Here is a 15,621-nt window from a genome sequence, read left to right as displayed (position 1 = left end):
AGTTGTTATGAATGGCAGCAAAATTTGAAGTGGGCAGTGTTTACACTGGTAAAGTAACAGGATTACAAGCGTATGGTGCGTTTGTTGCATTAGATGAAGAAACTCAAGGACTTGTTCACATTTCTGAAGTCACTCACGGTTTCGTAAAAGACATTAACGAACACCTTTCAATCGGTGACGAAGTACAAGTAAAAGTACTTGCAGTTGACGAAGAAAAAGGCAAAATCAGCCTTTCTATCCGTGCGACTCAAGCGGCGCCTGAAAGAAAAGAAAGCAAACCAAGAAAACCGAAAGCGGCACAAGTTTCTGAAGAAACATCTGCTCCGCAAGGTTTCAACACATTGAAAGATAAGCTTGAAGAGTGGATCGAACAGTCCAACCGCAAAGACCTTATCAAAAAATAACCATCAAAAAAAGCACCGGATATGTATGTTCGGTGCTTTTTTTATGTTTATCTGACTTCAGGATTTGCCGCTTCCTCGCGGGATGTTTCTTCGTTCGGCTTAAACAGCAGGCCCAGATTGATCAGACCGGCGATGCCGACAAGACCGTAAATAATCCGCGACAGAGCTGATCCTTGGCCGCCGAAGATGGCTGCTACTAAATCAAATTGGAAAAATCCGATCAGTCCCCAGTTAATAGCGCCGATAATCGTTAATACGAGACAGATACGCTGAATAACACTCATGTAAACAACCTCCTCTATGAATTCGTGAAACAGTTATAGATTGTGACAAAGCAAAGAATCTATGCATACTTTCTCTGCCGTGTAAATCACACACTGTCTCAAGCTGTACAAGTGCCTTTCCCGGGAAGCCGCTGTCTGTAAACCGTGTGATGTGTGCCGTCAAAAAAGCGGATTGCTTTACATTGAACGTCAACTTTCTGCATAATATAAATCCAAAGGAGGAGATGTCATGCAAAACTTTACATATTGGAATCCGACCAAATTGATTTTCGGAAAGGGAGAGGTCGAAAAACTTCCTGAAGAAATCAAGCCGTACGGAAAGAACGTACTGCTCGTATACGGAGGCGGCAGCATTAAGCGCAGCGGTCTTTATGATCAAGTAACCGAACTGCTGAAAAAAGCCGGAGTTACTGTACATGAATTGGCAGGCGTAGAGCCGAATCCGCGTGTCTCAACAGTGAACAAAGGTGTTGCGCTCTGTAAAGAAAACAGCATCGATTTCTTATTGGCCGTCGGCGGCGGAAGTGTCATTGACTGCACGAAAGCCATCGCGGCGGGCGCTAAATATGACGGCGACGCGTGGGATATCGTCACGAAAAAACACCAGCCGAAAGAAGCGCTGCCGTTCGGAACAGTGCTGACACTTGCGGCGACCGGTTCAGAGATGAACTCCGGATCAGTCATCACAAACTGGGAGACACAAGAGAAATATGGATGGGGGAGCCCGCTCGTTTACCCTAAATTCTCTATTCTCGATCCGGTAAACACCTTTACCGTTCCGAAAGACCACACCATTTACGGCATGGTCGATATGATGAGCCATGTGTTTGAACAATATTTCCACCACACGTCAAACACGCCGTATCAGGACCGGATGTGTGAATCGCTTCTGCGCACGGTGATTGAAACAGCGCCGAAGCTGATCAATGATCTGGAGAACTACGAGCTTCGTGAGACGATTTTATATACAGGCACGATCGCATTAAACGGAATGCTGTCAATGGGCGCAAGAGGGGATTGGGCCACACACAACATCGAGCATGCGGTATCAGCGGTTTACGATATACCGCACGCCGGGGGTTTAGCGATTCTGTTCCCGAACTGGATGAGACATGTGCTCAAAGAAAATCCGGCCCGCTTTAAACAGCTTGCCGTCCGTGTTTTCGATATTGACGAGACAGGCAAATCAGATGAAGAGATCGCACTTGAAGGAATCAGCAGGCTGTCTGATTTCTGGACGAGTCTCGGCGCTCCGAACAGACTCGCTGATTATGATATTTCTGATGAGAAGCTGGATACGATTGCAGATAAAGCGATGGCAAACGGAGCATTCGGACAGTTCAAGTCACTGCAGAAAGAAGATGTGCTTGCGATACTGAAAGCATCATTGTAATAACATAAAGGGGCGGCCGGATTGGCAGCTCCTTTTTTTCTGTGTTATAGTAATTCCCTTACGATTTTTTTGGAGGTCATGATAAATGGAGAACTTTACGTACTACAATCCGACGAAACTGATTTTTGGAAAAGGTCAAATCGACCAATTGAAAAAAGAGCTGAAGCAATACGGGAAAAACGTGCTGCTTGTTTACGGAGGCGGCAGCATTAAGCGAAACGGCCTGTATGACCAAGTAACAGGCATCTTAAAAGAAGAAGGCGCAACCGTTCATGAGTTTGCGGGCGTTGAACCGAATCCGCGTCTGGAAACGGTAAATAAAGGAATTGAGCTGTGCAGACAGCATGAGATTGATTTCCTTCTCGCAGTCGGCGGCGGAAGTGTCATCGACTGTACAAAAGCGATTGCGGCCGGTGCGAAATATGACGGCGACGCATGGGACATTTACAGCAAAAAAGTAACGGCGCAGGACGCGCTCCCGTTCGGCACGGTGCTGACGCTTGCGGCGACAGGCTCTGAAATGAACCCTGATTCCGTTATCACAAATTGGGAAACAAACGAAAAATTCGTATGGGGCAGCAATGTCACTCATCCGCGTTTCTCCATTTTAGATCCTGAGAATACTTTCAGCGTTCCGGAAAACCAAACCGTATACGGCATGGTGGATATGATGAGCCACGTATTTGAACAATACTTCCACAATGTTGAAAACACGCCGCTTCAGGACAGAATGTGTTTTGCGGTCCTTCAGACGGTAATTGAAACAGCGCCGAAACTTTTGGAAGACCTTGAGAACTATAAGCACCGCGAAACGATTTTATACGCGGGTACGATCGCATTAAACGGCACGCTGCAAATGGGCTATTTCGGCGATTGGGCTTCCCATACGATGGAGCACGCCGTATCAGCGGTTTATGACATCCCTCACGCGGGAGGACTTGCGATTCTGTTCCCGAACTGGATGAGATACACGCTTGATACAAATGTAGACCGTTTTAAAAACCTCATGCTTAATATGTTTGACATTGATACTGAAGGCAAAACGGATAAAGAAATTGCGCTTGAAGGAATCGATAAATTGTCCGCGTTCTGGTCAAGCCTCGGCGCGCCGTCCCGTCTTGCGGATTATGACATCGGCGAAGACAAGCTTGAGCTGATCGCAGACATCGCCGCAAAAGAAATGGAATACGGCGGATTCGGCAATTTCCAAAAACTGAACAAAGATGACGTACTTGCCATCTTAAAGGCGTCACTGTAAGATCATATTCCAGGCCGGAGTGGTTTTCAAGCTGCAGATGTAACCGTTTTGGGAGTCCCTCTTTCCGGATTTTCTATTAGTTCATTAGGAGCAAGTGAAACACCCTTTGCCATGAGACAACTATGGAAATCGTTTCATCCGTATCACATGATGCGGATTTGACTCCCTGTTTCTGTACATTTAGCAGAAAAGGACCAATTAACTTTGCGATTGCCTGTCATCTATTTACACGAAATCTAAATCACGAAGATGAAGAGCCGCGAATTTAAAAAAGGGGCGCTGATTCAATCAGCGCTCCTTTTTATGCATTTTGTGTACTAAGGTCCCGCTGCGCCCCCATATAGCTTCCCATTAAGTTTTGATAACCGGGAAGATGACTGGAGATTAATGCGCCAAAACCTTCAACGTCGTTGCGCCAATCACGCTGTAACTCGCATGCTGCGCTGAACCAGTTCATAAGCTGCGCGCCGCCATGAGCCATACGGGTTAATGAAGCATCTGCTACTTGCTTATTAAACGTCCCCGAAGCATCTGTCACAACAAACACTTCGTAGCCTGCTTTAATGGCAGAAAGCGCAGGAAAAGCAACGCAGACGTCTGTTACCACCCCCGCGATAATCAGCTGTTTTTTGCCGGTCGCTTCAATGGCTTTAACAAAGTCTTCATTGTCCCATGCGTTAATTTGTCCGGGACGGGCTATTTTTGGCGCATCAGGAAAGAGATCAGCGAGTTCTTGCATGAGCGGTCCGTTGGGTCCATTTTCAAAGCTGGTTGTTAAAATAACCGGTAAATCAAAGAATTTAGCCGTATCACCGAGAGCCAATACATTGTTTTTAAATTCATCAACGCCATAGTCACGCACGAGACCGGAAATAAGGCCGGTTTGATGGTCAACTAAAAGCACGGCAGCATCATCTTTTGAAAGACGGGAATAAAGATCAGACATTTTATCATCCTCCTTGAATTAAGGCAAGTCAGTTTGTCAATGGAAAACGGTAAATCTATTCATATGCTGTATAGATAGAAAGTTATTTCTGAGGTGACTTTTCGTGAGGGTGATGATCCTTCAATTAATCCGGAACGGGAACCGGAGCATGATCAATCCAATGGATGAACTGTTGTAAATAGCGTTGAAGATAACGTTTTGTTTGTTCATCCGTAAGTATGTTTTGAGCGGAATCAATTTTCTCATGGACTTGCGAAATCAGCATTTTTTGAAAGGGCAGAACATTGACTTGCATAGCTTCGAGTACTTCTCTCATTTGCATTTGACCAAAAGAGGTGCCGAACCCTCCGGGGGTTGCTCCGATTAAGCCAACCGGTTTTCTGTTTAAAACAGAAGAGGTCCGCGGTCTCGATGCCCAGTCCAATGCATTTTTTAATACCCCCGGAATTCCTGAATTGTACTCTGGACTTACAATGATGACGCCGTCAACGTCTCGTATATCAGCTCTAAAGGATGTTACGGAGTCTGGTGCTCCGGCGATTTCTAAATCTTCGTTAAAAAAAGGAAGACTGTCTATTTCAACCCAGCGAAATTGAGCCGCATTATCGAAGTCAATCAATGATTGAGCAATCACTCGATTATACGAGTTTTTTCGTAAACTTCCACAAATAAGACCAATGGTTTTAGTCATAAAATCACCTCCCGGTTTAAAATTATTTTCATCTTAACATGATACCCCAAATATAGACACTATTTTTAAAAATGGACATTTATTCCTTAATATACCTGCACGGCATCCTCTCAAGAGGAGTACTATATAAAAAGAACCGTCCCATCGGTATTGGCGATGGATGTCAACCTGCTCCAAAGTAAAGGTGATACGTTCCTGGATCACCAACATTCGATTCGTTACTTCTTTCACGATTATTACAAATATAACTATTTCGAATCCGGGATATTGTATAAAAAATGAACGCATCTTTAGCGCAAATCCCGTATTCATCATGCCTTCTTCATGACTTGATTTAGCGGGTGAGTTCATATAAAGTGAAAGAGAAAACAATTCACCGTGATGGAGGGACAAGCAAATGACGCATGTACGCTTTGATTACTCAAGAGCGTTACCTTTTTTCAATGAACATGAACTTACATACGCACGTGATTTCGTAAAAACGGCACACCATAATATCCATGAAAAAACAGGCGCCGGAAGCGACTTTTTAGGCTGGGTGGACCTCCCTGAAAACTATGATAAAGAAGAATTCGCGCGCATTAAAAAAAGCGCTGAAAAAATCAAATCAGATTCTGACGTGCTTCTCGTCGTGGGTATCGGCGGTTCATACTTAGGCGCCCGCGCGGCGATTGAAGCGCTCAATCATTCTTTCTATAATGTTTTGCCGAAAGATAAGCGCAAAAACCCTCAAGTTATCTTTATCGGCAATAATATCAGCTCAACTTATATGAAAGATGTTATGGATCTTTTGGAAGACGCTGATTTCTCTATCAATGTCATTTCTAAGTCAGGCACGACGACGGAACCTGCAATCGCTTTCCGGATTTTCCGCAAACTTCTTGAAGAAAAATACGGAAAAGAAGAAGCGAAAGCGCGGATTTACGCGACAACAGATAAAGAGCGCGGCGCTTTAAAAACGCTTTCTAATGAAGAAGGCTTCGAATCATTCGTTATTCCTGATGATGTCGGCGGACGTTTCTCCGTTCTGACTGCGGTAGGCCTTCTGCCGATTGCGGTAAGCGGGGCTGATATCGATGAAATGATGAAAGGCGCTCTTGATGCAAGCAAAGACTTTTCCAGCTCGGAATTAGAAGAGAACGCGGCTTACCAATACGCCGTCGTCCGCAACGTTCTGTATAATAAAGGAAGAACCATTGAAATGCTCATCAACTATGAGCCTGCGCTGCAATACTTTGCGGAATGGTGGAAGCAGCTCTTCGGCGAAAGTGAAGGAAAAGATGAAAAAGGCATCTATCCTTCTTCCGCTAACTTCTCAACTGACCTTCACTCTCTCGGTCAATACGTGCAGGAAGGCAGACGCGATCTGTTTGAAACCGTGTTGAACGTTGAAAAACCGAAGCATGAGCTGACAATTGAAGAAGCGGAAAATGATCTCGACGGCTTAAATTACTTAGCCGGCAAAACGATCGATTTCGTCAACAAAAAAGCGTTTGAAGGCACGATGCTTGCCCATACAGACGGAAAAGTGCCTAACTTAATTGTCAATATTCCGGAGCTTAACGCATATACATTTGGATATCTCGTCTATTTCTTTGAAAAAGCGGTGGCGATGAGCGGTTATCTGCTCGGAGTCAACCCGTTTGATCAGCCGGGTGTTGAAGCCTATAAGGTGAATATGTTCGCGCTTCTCGGCAAACCGGGCTTTGAAGAGAAAAAAGCAGAGCTTGAAAAACGCCTTGAAAAATAAAAAGAAGGGCTGGCCCTCAGCATGATGGGTCAGCCTTTTTTAAACCGTGAAAGGTGTGATGATGAATTGATGCGGCTTTTATGTAAGCATGTCTTCATTTCCGTCTGTTCCGCCGCTGTCGTCTATTCGGCACTAAAACTGTCTCCTGAATCCCTCTTGCAAACCATCCTGTTTTTCGCTTTCCCTCTCGGCTTGTTTACGGACATGGTCCGGCTGAAACTGAAAATTGGCCGGATGCATACGCTGATCACGAAGTGCTGTCTCTATGCCGCCGTTTTCTATATTTCAACGGAAGCCGTTCTCTCCGCAATTGTGACGTATGTTCTGATTGAATGCGCCGTCACCTCTTTTCAGCGTCTGTCTGCCGCTCCCGGTTCTTCCCGGACGCCGTATGAAGATACCGCAGAGCGGGGACGCTAAAGACAAAAAGGAGCATATGCACATGATCAGCATACCATCTTCACTTGAAGGGCAATCGTTTTTACTCCGCGAATTGGAACAGGTGATGAAACCGATCGGTTATACCATCGGAGGCGGCTGGGAGTATGACCGCGGGTTCTTTGATTACAAAATTTCCGATCAGGACGGCTATTTATTTCTCCGTATCCCTGTTGAAGCAAATAAGGGACACATGGATGAACGGGGGGCCGCCGTTACAATCGGCACACCCTTTTTGCTGAGGCACGTTTATCAACAGGAAACGGATGATGCAGCAGGCGGCGGTGTTTTTGAGTCATTATTCAACCAATTCTCCGAGCCGAAACGGCGGGATGCGGCAATTGACCGCTCATATACAGATATCGGCATCTCGCTTGTGAAAGAGCTGGAAGACGTCCTGCTGCATTAAAGAGCCAAAAACAGATCAGTATCGAGCACCTGGTATGACAGGGGAGGGGTCAGCATCGGCCCCTCTTCTTTTTGTATGCCGATGATCGTGGTATTCCGTTTGAGATAATAGAGCGCACAGTCATGATAAGATGAGCCCTTCAGTTCCTCGGGGACGGGAATGATGCGCACCTTTTTCTCCAGCGTCAGATCTGACAGCGTTTGCGGTTTGGCAAGCTGCAGCTTGACCCGGTAATGCTCAAACATCACCCGGCTCGACAGGCGTGATGTGCACAGAATCTTATTGGCTCCTGCGCGCTCGGCGTTTTTGACATACCGTTCCGTTAAAATTTCTACGATACAATAAACGGACGGATGCAGCCCTTTGATGGCGAGAAGTGTTAATACCGACAGCATATCAGCTTCGGATTCATTTTTCTGCTGGTCCGCTGTCAGAATGACGGTATCAGCTTCCGTAATATTCGCCTTATTGAGCGTGCTGTCATCAGCGGCATGTCCGCGGATGAAATGGACGTTTTCAATAAGCGGCCCTTCCCTTAATGAATCATCAATCAGGACGACAGTTTTTGACGGTGCGATGTGCTGCAGTTCTTTCAGCAGCATATGCGATTTTTCATTCCATCCGATAAGAATGACGTGCCCCTTGCCTTTAAAGGCGACCTTCCCTTCGACATAGCGGTGCTGTTTGCTGAATACGGCTGAAGAAAGCGTGGCGAAATAGGCGGTCACAAAACTCGCTCCGCTTAATACAAGCACCATGCCGGCAATCTGCCCGAGCGGCGTCTGCGGAACGTAATCGCCGTAGCCGACTGTGGCCACCGTAATCACCGCCCACCAAACCCCTTCAAACACAGACGTGAACTGCTTCGGTTCGAGCATGTATATGAGTTGGCCGAACAATAAAATCAAGGCGATAATGATCAGCCCGATCCGAACATATAACGGCCATCTCAGCCAGGAAATAAATATACGGTTTGATTTCATTCGTCCGGCTCTTCTTTCGACAGAGAGATGGATAAAATCTGCTTAATAATGGTGTTTAGTTTTTCGTCCAGCTGTTCCTGGCCGTATGAGTCACGCGCATGTCTGATTAAATCGGCCGTCTCATCTTCAAACTGAATGAGAGGTTCGTCGTTTTCCGATTCATTATAGAGCTGGATGAAGGCGTCAAGCCCTTCGTTCATTCTGTCTATCGCATTGCTCAGCTGTTCTTTCTCGCCATTTGTCACTTTCATGTCGATCACACCTGTATCTTTTTTAATACAGTATGTCCCAGTTCGTTTGATGTCTTTCAAAAATCGCCGAAAACATATTCACCCTTATTTTTTCATATGATAAAGAAAGCGGACCGAAAAAGGGTGAGTCAAATGACGGTCATTCAAAAACTGCTGGCGGCGCTGGCCGGAGCGCAGCTGCTCGCTTCGGCGGCCGTATTGCTTATTTTCGATTTGAATGGATACAATCACATGTCCGGCGGATTTTCATGGCTTGTTTTTGCAAAAGAGACCGCAGGCACGTTTCCGTTTTACATCGGAATGGCCGGGTGTATCCTCATCATGCTCGGAGGATTGATTCCTGTCAGAAAAAAGAAGCGGATTTCTGTACAGGAAAGCGGGCAATCATTAAAATAATATATAAGCAGATCGTACGATATAAGAGAAAAAGGAAGAGGATAATATGCTGTTTATCTTTTTAACAATTGCTGCATTGGGATTGTCGTTTTGGGCACAATTTAAAGTGAAAAGCAATTTTCAGAAATACTCAGACGTGGAAGCCTCCAGTCAGCGGACGGGGGCGGAAACGGCAAGACGGATTCTTGATATTAACGGTTTATATGATGTGCCGGTAGAACCGGTAAGAGGCACTTTAACAGACCATTACGACCCGACGGAGCGGGTGGTGCGTTTATCTGAGCCGGTATATTACGGCCGCTCCATTTCCGCCATTTCCGTCGCTTCTCATGAAGTCGGACATGCTTTGCAGCATCAGGAATCATACGGCGCGCTTGTGCTGAGGCACAAAATTTTTCCGGTCGTCAATTTTGCCTCCGGGGTTGCCCCTCTGCTTTTCTTGGGCGGGATGCTCCTGGGCAGCTTGAACTTAATCGGACTCGGCATTATTTTGTTTTCGGCCGCTGTTTTTTTCCAGCTTGTCACACTGCCTGTCGAGTTTAATGCCAGCGCGAGGGCGAAGCGGATTATCGTGTCGGAAGGATTCATTCGCAACAGTGAAGAACACGGCGTGAATAAAGTGCTGAACGCCGCCGCGCTGACGTATGTGGCTGCGGCGCTCGTTTCATTATTCGAGCTGCTTCGTTTTGTGATGATTTTCTTAAATGGTCGTGATGAGAATTAACACGAAGGAGGTGGCCCCTTACCGTTTGCGGTAGGGGTTTTTTTGCTTATATTAAAACTGATTCTCATTATGCTGTTAATCGGATTAACGGCCATCTTTGTCGCTGCGGAATTTGCGATTGTCAAAATCCGCGGTTCAAAAATCGCGGAGCTGGTTGAAACCGGAGACAGCCGGGCGCTCGCGGCGCACAGGGTGATTTCAAATCTCGATGAATATTTATCAGCGTGCCAGCTCGGCATTACGATTACGGCGCTCGGACTCGGCTGGCTCGGTGAACCGACGATTCAGCGGCTTCTTCATCCTGTTTTCAGCCTGATCGGAATGCCGTCATCTATTACGCACGTCGTCACGTTTATTGCGGCGTTTATCGCCGTCACGTATCTGCACGTCGTCATCGGAGAGCTTGCGCCGAAAACGATATCCATTCAAAAAGCCGAAGCCGTCAGTCTGTGGACGGCGAAACCGCTCATTCTGTTTTATAAAGTGATGTATCCGTTTATTAAGCTGTTAAACGGCTCAGCCGGATTTTTGGTCAAGCTGTTCGGTTTTCATTCGGTGAAAGAACATGAGGTCGTGGTCAGTGAAGAAGAATTGCGGCTGATTTTGTCCGAAAGCTATAAAAAAGGTCAAATCAATCAATCTGAATTCCGTTACGTCAATAAAATATTTGAATTCGATAATCGGGTCGCCAGAGAAATCATGGTGCCGCGCACCGAAATCGCCGCCATCTCGCTTGAACAGTCAGTTGATGAAGCCATACATTTGATCATCAACGAACGGTATACGCGATATCCGGTTATTAAGGAAGACAAAGATCACATTCTCGGCATTATTAACAATAAGGATTTATTTAAAGCGTATTTTCTCGGCCGCTCCATTGAATTAAAAGAAATTATGCGTCCGGTCATCAGAGTCATTGAAAGCATCCCCGTTCAGGAGCTTTTGATCCGCATGCAGAAGGAGCGGATTCATATGGCGATTCTCGTTGACGAATACGGCGGCACGGCGGGACTTGTGACCGTCGAAGACATATTGGAGGAAATCGTCGGGGAAATCCGTGATGAATATGACCAGGATGAAATGCCCCACATCGTCAAAAAAGGCGAACACCATTATGTGATGGACGGCAAGGCGCTCATAGAAGAGGTGAATGATCTCCTTGATATCGCCATCGAAAATGAAGACATTGACACGATTGCCGGCTGGCTCTTAACACAAAAAATGGAGCTGAAAAATGGTGATGTGTTTCATGCCGAAGGGTGTGAATTTAAGGTGCTGGAAGCGGAAGACCATCATATCCGCTTCGTTGAGATTAAAAAAACTGATTTCTGAGCCTCCTGCTTTTGCAATGAGGCTTTTTTTATGGAAAAAATGCTTCTTCGTCCCGCTCCTTCATATGCTGTAAAGAAAGGAGTGTCGGTATGAAAACGGATTGGTGGAAAACGGCGGCCGTCTATCAAATTTATCCCCGAAGCTTTATGGATTCGAACGGGGACGGAATCGGCGACATGAACGGCATCAGAGCAAAGCTTCATTACATAAAAGAGTTGGGGGCGGATGTGATCTGGCTTTGTCCCGTTTTTGACTCGCCGGGCGCGGACAACGGCTACGATATTCGGAATTATAAACAAATTGCCGGCGAATTCGGGACGATGGAGGATTTTGACAGGCTCCTTGCGGATGTCCATGCGCTCGGCATGAAGCTGATTATAGACCTCGTCATCAACCATACAAGCGACGAGCACCCTTGGTTTATCGAATCACGCTCAGCGAAAGATTCCGAAAAACGGGACTGGTACATCTGGAGAGACGGAAAAAACGGCAAAGAGCCGAACAATTGGGAAAGCATTTTCGGCGGATCAGCGTGGGAATATGATCAAGAGACCGGCCAGTATTACCTGCACCTGTTTGACAAAAAACAGCCTGATTTAAATTGGGAAAACGAAGCGATGAGGCAGTCCGTTTATGAGATGGTCCGCTGGTGGCTTGATAAAGGCATAGACGGCTTCCGGGTGGATGCCATTTCTCACATTAAGAAAAAAGAAGGGCTCCCTGACATGCCGAACCCGGACGGTCTCCCGTACGTCCCGTCTTTCCCGTATCATATGAACGGGGAAGGCATAATGGATCTCTTAAAAGAGCTGAAGCGGGAAACATTTTCTCGCTATCCGATCATGACGGTCGGCGAGGCGAACGGAGTGGCGGCTTGGGAGGCGGCTGATTGGGCCGGTGAAGAAAACGGCGTCTTTCAAATGATTTTTCAATTTGAACATCTCGGCCTCTGGGATACGGAAGATGATCAAAGCATCTCCATTCCGGCGCTTAAGCGCGTCTTGTCCGACTGGCAGAACAGCCTTGAAGGAAAGGGCTGGAATGCGTTATTTATGGAAAATCACGACCAGCCCCGTTCCGTTTCGGTATGGGGTGACGAACGGTTTTTGACAGAAAGCGCCAAGGCACTCGCCGCGATGTATATACTGATGAAAGGCACGCCGTTTATTTATCAGGGGCAGGAGCTCGGAATGACCAATGTTTCGTTCCCATCCATTGAAGATTATGATGACGCCGCAATTAAATATATGTATGAAAAAGAGACGTCCCGCGGCGTTCCGCGTGAACAAGTGATGAAGATCATTTGGAAGAAGGGCCGGGATAATTCACGGACACCGATGCAATGGAGCGATGAGGCGAACGGCGGGTTTTCTGATGCTTCTCCGTGGCTCGGAGTGAATCCGAACCACACATGGCTGAACGCCGCATCACAATTGCAGGATGAAACATCCGTATACCATTTCTACAAACGGCTGATCGCCCTCAGAAAAGAACACGGCGTATTGATCAGCGGCACATATGAATTGCTGCTTCCGAATGACCGGCAGATTTATGCCTATCTAAGAAAAAACGGAACAAAAACCGCCCTGATCATCACAAATCTGTCCCGAACCCCCGCTTTATACAGGCATCCCGGTTATCCGCTTGACTCCGCTTCTCTCGTGCTTGCAAACGCGGAAACAGAAGCGCACCGCCATGTGACATCCTTCCTCTTAAAGCCTTATGAGGCCCGCGTATATATATGGTGAAAAACTTCAGTCCCGAGGCTGAAGTTTTTTGTGATCTGCGTTTATCATCGCGATCCGACAGGAAAAGACAAATACAGAAACGAATATGGGAAAGGAAGAGAAAAAGAAAGGAGGCATTCATATGCTGAAAAAATTGCAGATTCAAACAAAAAAAAGGGATGAAATGATCGACATCACACATGAAGCCGAATCTTTTCTCCGCGAAACAGGCGTAAAAAACGGTTTGGCGCTCATATACTGTCCCCATACCACCGCCGGCATTACCATCAATGAAAATGCCGACCCGGATGTGAAAAGGGATATGCTCCGCAGGTTTGACGAAGTGTATCCGTGGGAGCACGAACTGGACCGGCATATGGAGGGAAATACGGCGGCACATATGAAAGCGAGTACAACCGGCGCCTCTCAGCATGTCATCATAGAAGACGGGCGCCTGATACTCGGAACATGGCAGGGCGTTTATTTTTGCGAATTTGACGGTCCGCGAAACAGAACATGTTATATCAAAATACAGGCTGAAACGGAGGAAAACAAATGAGTGAGTGGATGGGTCCATTATCATTAACAAAGCCCGTCATTCAGGCGCCGATGGCCGGCGGACTGGTCACGCCGCGTCTGGCTTCGGCGGTATCAAATGAAGGGGCGCTCGGAAGCCTCGCTTCAGGATACGTCAGCCCGCAAGCGCTTGAAAAACAGCTTATCGAGATGAAAGAGCTGACGGACCGCTCCTTTCAAGTAAATCTTTTCGTCCCGGAAGAAAGACAGATGCCTGAGGCGGAACTCGTTGAAAAATGGAAAGCCCGCATCCCGAGGGCAAAAGACGCCAAGCCGTTCTCTGATCTGAAAGAAGAATGGAATGATTTCGAGGAAAAAGCGGAGCTTCTGATCCGTTACGGAATCAAAGCGTGTTCATTCACCTTCGGCCTGCCGCCGGAAGAAACGGCGGAAAAGCTGAAGAAAAGCGGTTGTTTCCTTTTCGGCACGGCGACAACGCCGGAGGAAGCGAAGGCTTTTGAAGAACGGGGAATGGACGCCGTTATCCTTCAGGGAATAGAAGCCGGCGGGCATCGCGGGTCGTTTCTGCCGGTTAAAGGAGAACCGGCTCTCGGCCTTATGGCGCTGATTCCGCAGGCTAAAGACGCGCTGGATATCCCGGTGATTGCGGCAGGCGGCATTTTTGACCGCCGCGGGGTGCAGGCGGCCCGATGTTTGGGTGCGGACGGCGTTCAAGTAGGAACACCGTTTCTCCTTTGTGAAGAAAGCAGCGCCTCACCGGCATACCAAAAAGCCATTGCCGAATCAAAAGGAGCCGATACGCGGCTGACCACCCTGTTTTCGGGAAAACAGGCGCGGGGAATCGTGAATCAGTTCATGAAAACATATGAAGCTGATGAGGGAAAAACGCTGCCTTATCCGCTGCATAATACGCTGACAAAGCCGATGCGCGGGCACGCGGCTCAATCAGGAGACGCGGAGTATATGTCTTTATGGGCCGGCCAGTCCGCCGCGAAACTTGAAGGGCCGACAGACGTGAAAACCGTTTTGGACGGATTGTGCGAATCATAATCCAGAAATCGTGAGGTGATGGATGATGAAGATTCTTCAAATGTCCTATAAAAAAAGAGGGATTATTGAGTTTGTCTTTGAAGATTTTCCACATTCCAAAGTCACCATGGCGCCGATTAAAGGGTATTATTTTGTCCGCGCCATTAAATGGAGCAGACGGGACAGAGCCGTCACCCGCCATGATTTAGAGAAGTTTGAATGGGCTGCAAATCAAGCGCTCGGCACGACGGCTTTTTACCGGAAAAGAAAAGCATTTCACATCCCATCGTCACAATGACAGACGATGGGATTGTTTTAATGCATGATCTGATAAAGCGCGGGTGCATCAAGCCTTGTTGCCTGGTTAAGCAGATAAGCCGGCTGCACGGCATTTTTTTTTCTTAAAGAATTCAATCTCTGGATGATTTGTTCAGCGGTCAGAATCCCGAGACCGTGGGCGAAATATTGATCATTCCCCATCACAATGACATTTTCTCCCCGCCACTGAGCCTTTGCAGGGTTAAAATCAGGATTTTTAAAATATAAACAATCTCCCCGTAAAAAGTGGCTGCCGGTTTCCGTGTAGATCGGCAGGTGCTCATAGTGCCAGTCATACAAAGTGATATTCCGGAAACGCAGGTTAAACCGTTCTTCACCGATTGTCTTTAAGACGGCCAGATAATAAATCACAACAATGGCGGTAGCGCATTCAAATGCGTAAAACGCCCCGTTTTCAATAATGTCCCGAATCGCTTTTGAAGCGGGAATCCTGTACTTCAGCTCCAGGGCTCCTTCCGGCGTCAGTCTCCAATAAGCCGTATTTCCGTATGTTTTGGCGAAAGTTGCAAATTTCACACCTGATCCGTGCAGTTCTCTTGCGGCTTCCACAATATGGCGGCGCAGCCGCACCTCGAACATCAGTTCAGCAATCGACCCGTAATCGAATTGTACGGGAGAATTGAGCAGGTCATTTATATACGGAACAAGGCTTTCTTCCGTCTGCCAGTTCGCGATGTCCTGAGGCCGAAGCACTTGGCCGGATATGATAATCATCTGCGCGCCCCCTATC

The 15,621-nt window shown here is 47.1% G+C and carries 19 protein-coding genes; 13 read left to right on the top strand and 6 right to left on the bottom strand.

The window, feature by feature from the left end; translation table 11 throughout:
• The first annotated feature begins 11 nt into the window (after window positions 1-11).
• The gene (yugI, locus tag OWN49_RS05175; protein WP_003152102.1) at window positions 12-404 is read left to right on the top strand and encodes a S1 domain-containing post-transcriptional regulator GSP13; all 393 of its coding nucleotides are present in this window, start codon (window positions 12-14) and stop codon (window positions 402-404) included.
• A 47-nt stretch (window positions 405-451) separates the two neighbouring features.
• On the opposite strand, the gene OWN49_RS05170 is transcribed toward yugI, so the two are convergent.
• On the bottom strand, window positions 452-688 hold the full coding sequence (locus OWN49_RS05170) for a DUF378 domain-containing protein (protein WP_003152104.1): 237 nt from the start codon (window positions 686-688) through the stop codon (window positions 452-454).
• A 229-nt stretch (window positions 689-917) separates the two neighbouring features.
• Here OWN49_RS05170 and OWN49_RS05165 point away from each other — a divergent pair, with 229 nt between their 5' ends.
• Together OWN49_RS05165 and OWN49_RS05160 are read left to right on the top strand one after the other, a co-directional pair.
• Window positions 918-2,081 (top strand): iron-containing alcohol dehydrogenase, encoded by a 1,164-nt coding sequence (locus tag OWN49_RS05165; RefSeq protein WP_007408652.1) that lies wholly within the window; start codon window positions 918-920, stop codon window positions 2,079-2,081.
• An 85-nt stretch (window positions 2,082-2,166) separates the two neighbouring features.
• Window positions 2,167-3,339, top strand: coding sequence for an iron-containing alcohol dehydrogenase (locus OWN49_RS05160; RefSeq protein WP_176283505.1), 1,173 nt, complete (start codon window positions 2,167-2,169; stop codon window positions 3,337-3,339).
• 301 nt (window positions 3,340-3,640) lie between these two features.
• Here OWN49_RS05160 and ycaC read toward each other — a convergent pair whose 3' ends face one another.
• Together ycaC and OWN49_RS05150 are read right to left on the bottom strand one after the other, a co-directional pair.
• Entirely contained in the window at window positions 3,641-4,285 is a 645-nt protein-coding gene (gene ycaC / locus OWN49_RS05155; protein WP_003152112.1) for an isochorismate family cysteine hydrolase YcaC, read from the bottom strand.
• A 124-nt stretch (window positions 4,286-4,409) separates the two neighbouring features.
• A complete protein-coding gene (locus OWN49_RS05150; protein ID WP_003152115.1) occupies window positions 4,410-4,976 on the bottom strand; it encodes an NADPH-dependent FMN reductase in 567 nt (188 codons plus the stop codon).
• Between the two features lie 397 nt (window positions 4,977-5,373).
• On the opposite strand from OWN49_RS05150, the gene OWN49_RS05145 reads away from it, so the two are divergent.
• Genes OWN49_RS05145 through OWN49_RS05135 form a run of 3 tightly spaced genes read left to right on the top strand, consistent with a single transcriptional unit; the run spans window position 5,374 to window position 7,573 of the window.
• On the top strand, window positions 5,374-6,726 hold the full coding sequence (locus OWN49_RS05145; protein ID WP_077722755.1) for a glucose-6-phosphate isomerase: 1,353 nt from the start codon (window positions 5,374-5,376) through the stop codon (window positions 6,724-6,726).
• A 21-nt stretch (window positions 6,727-6,747) separates the two neighbouring features.
• The gene (locus OWN49_RS05140; protein WP_077722754.1) at window positions 6,748-7,146 is read left to right on the top strand and encodes a transporter; all 399 of its coding nucleotides are present in this window, start codon (window positions 6,748-6,750) and stop codon (window positions 7,144-7,146) included.
• 22 nt (window positions 7,147-7,168) lie between these two features.
• Window positions 7,169-7,573 carry a YugN-like family protein gene (locus OWN49_RS05135; RefSeq protein ID WP_077722753.1) on the top strand — a complete coding sequence of 135 codons (405 nt, stop codon included), beginning with the start codon at window positions 7,169-7,171 and terminating at the stop codon, window positions 7,571-7,573.
• Here the strand turns inward: OWN49_RS05135 and OWN49_RS05130 are convergent.
• A complete protein-coding gene (locus OWN49_RS05130) occupies window positions 7,570-8,556 on the bottom strand; it encodes a potassium channel family protein (RefSeq protein ID WP_015240465.1) in 987 nt (328 codons plus the stop codon). The genes OWN49_RS05135 and OWN49_RS05130 overlap by 4 nt on opposite strands.
• Complete coding sequence (locus tag OWN49_RS05125) at window positions 8,553-8,807, bottom strand: protein mistic (RefSeq protein ID WP_003152123.1); 255 nt, start codon at window positions 8,805-8,807, stop codon at window positions 8,553-8,555. Before OWN49_RS05125 ends, OWN49_RS05130 begins: the two co-directional genes overlap by 4 nt.
• A 132-nt stretch (window positions 8,808-8,939) precedes the next feature.
• Here OWN49_RS05125 and OWN49_RS05120 point away from each other — a divergent pair, with 132 nt between their 5' ends.
• The 7 genes from OWN49_RS05120 to OWN49_RS05090 all read left to right on the top strand — a co-directional run bounded on the left by OWN49_RS05120 (window position 8,940) and on the right by OWN49_RS05090 (window position 14,850).
• On the top strand, window positions 8,940-9,203 hold the full coding sequence (locus OWN49_RS05120) for a hypothetical protein (RefSeq protein ID WP_014305698.1): 264 nt from the start codon (window positions 8,940-8,942) through the stop codon (window positions 9,201-9,203).
• A 46-nt stretch (window positions 9,204-9,249) separates the two neighbouring features.
• Window positions 9,250-9,927: a zinc metallopeptidase gene (locus tag OWN49_RS05115; protein ID WP_003152125.1), complete on the top strand. Its 678-nt coding sequence runs from the start codon at window positions 9,250-9,252 to the stop codon at window positions 9,925-9,927.
• 42 nt (window positions 9,928-9,969) lie between these two features.
• A complete protein-coding gene (locus OWN49_RS05110; RefSeq protein WP_007408640.1) occupies window positions 9,970-11,259 on the top strand; it encodes a hemolysin family protein in 1,290 nt (429 codons plus the stop codon).
• An 89-nt stretch (window positions 11,260-11,348) separates the two neighbouring features.
• A complete protein-coding gene (locus OWN49_RS05105; protein ID WP_176283504.1) occupies window positions 11,349-13,007 on the top strand; it encodes a glycoside hydrolase family 13 protein in 1,659 nt (552 codons plus the stop codon).
• Between the two features lie 121 nt (window positions 13,008-13,128).
• Window positions 13,129-13,545: a secondary thiamine-phosphate synthase enzyme YjbQ gene (locus OWN49_RS05100; protein WP_070082271.1), complete on the top strand. Its 417-nt coding sequence runs from the start codon at window positions 13,129-13,131 to the stop codon at window positions 13,543-13,545.
• A complete protein-coding gene (locus OWN49_RS05095) occupies window positions 13,542-14,573 on the top strand; it encodes an NAD(P)H-dependent flavin oxidoreductase (RefSeq protein ID WP_070082270.1) in 1,032 nt (343 codons plus the stop codon). Before OWN49_RS05100 ends, OWN49_RS05095 begins: the two co-directional genes overlap by 4 nt.
• Before the next feature lie 25 nt (window positions 14,574-14,598).
• Entirely contained in the window at window positions 14,599-14,850 is a 252-nt protein-coding gene (locus OWN49_RS05090; RefSeq protein WP_070082269.1) for a hypothetical protein, read from the top strand.
• A 17-nt stretch (window positions 14,851-14,867) separates the two neighbouring features.
• Here the strand turns inward: OWN49_RS05090 and OWN49_RS05085 are convergent, their stop codons facing one another.
• Entirely contained in the window at window positions 14,868-15,605 is a 738-nt protein-coding gene (locus OWN49_RS05085) for a protein-glutamine gamma-glutamyltransferase (protein WP_070082268.1), read from the bottom strand.
• Between the last annotated feature and the right edge of the window lie 16 nt (window positions 15,606-15,621).

The sequence above is a fragment of the Bacillus sp. NEAU-242-2 genome (assembly GCF_027853835.1).
In the GTDB taxonomy this organism is placed as follows: domain Bacteria; phylum Bacillota; class Bacilli; order Bacillales; family Bacillaceae; genus Bacillus; species Bacillus velezensis.
The sequence above is the reverse complement of the archived record's forward strand: the minus strand, read 5'-3'. Positions and strand labels throughout refer to the sequence as shown.

Coding starts and splice junctions, on each gene's coding strand:
- OWN49_RS05135 (WP_077722753.1), top strand. CDS start 7,169: ATGATCAGCATACCATCTTCACTTGAAGGGCAATCGTTTTTACTCCGC.
- yugI (WP_003152102.1), top strand. CDS start 12: ATGGCAGCAAAATTTGAAGTGGGCAGTGTTTACACTGGTAAAGTAACA.
- OWN49_RS05170 (WP_003152104.1), bottom strand. CDS start 688: ATGAGTGTTATTCAGCGTATCTGTCTCGTATTAACGATTATCGGCGCT.
- ycaC (WP_003152112.1), bottom strand. CDS start 4,285: ATGTCTGATCTTTATTCCCGTCTTTCAAAAGATGATGCTGCCGTGCTT.
- OWN49_RS05145 (WP_077722755.1), top strand. CDS start 5,374: ATGACGCATGTACGCTTTGATTACTCAAGAGCGTTACCTTTTTTCAAT.
- OWN49_RS05165 (WP_007408652.1), top strand. CDS start 918: ATGCAAAACTTTACATATTGGAATCCGACCAAATTGATTTTCGGAAAG.
- OWN49_RS05115 (WP_003152125.1), top strand. CDS start 9,250: ATGCTGTTTATCTTTTTAACAATTGCTGCATTGGGATTGTCGTTTTGG.
- OWN49_RS05140 (WP_077722754.1), top strand. CDS start 6,748: ATGATGGGTCAGCCTTTTTTAAACCGTGAAAGGTGTGATGATGAATTG.
- OWN49_RS05085 (WP_070082268.1), bottom strand. CDS start 15,605: ATGATTATCATATCCGGCCAAGTGCTTCGGCCTCAGGACATCGCGAAC.
- OWN49_RS05150 (WP_003152115.1), bottom strand. CDS start 4,976: ATGACTAAAACCATTGGTCTTATTTGTGGAAGTTTACGAAAAAACTCG.
- OWN49_RS05120 (WP_014305698.1), top strand. CDS start 8,940: ATGACGGTCATTCAAAAACTGCTGGCGGCGCTGGCCGGAGCGCAGCTG.
- OWN49_RS05125 (WP_003152123.1), bottom strand. CDS start 8,807: ATGAAAGTGACAAATGGCGAGAAAGAACAGCTGAGCAATGCGATAGAC.
- OWN49_RS05130 (WP_015240465.1), bottom strand. CDS start 8,556: ATGAAATCAAACCGTATATTTATTTCCTGGCTGAGATGGCCGTTATAT.
- OWN49_RS05095 (WP_070082270.1), top strand. CDS start 13,542: ATGAGTGAGTGGATGGGTCCATTATCATTAACAAAGCCCGTCATTCAG.
- OWN49_RS05105 (WP_176283504.1), top strand. CDS start 11,349: ATGAAAACGGATTGGTGGAAAACGGCGGCCGTCTATCAAATTTATCCC.
- OWN49_RS05160 (WP_176283505.1), top strand. CDS start 2,167: ATGGAGAACTTTACGTACTACAATCCGACGAAACTGATTTTTGGAAAA.
- OWN49_RS05090 (WP_070082269.1), top strand. CDS start 14,599: ATGAAGATTCTTCAAATGTCCTATAAAAAAAGAGGGATTATTGAGTTT.
- OWN49_RS05100 (WP_070082271.1), top strand. CDS start 13,129: ATGCTGAAAAAATTGCAGATTCAAACAAAAAAAAGGGATGAAATGATC.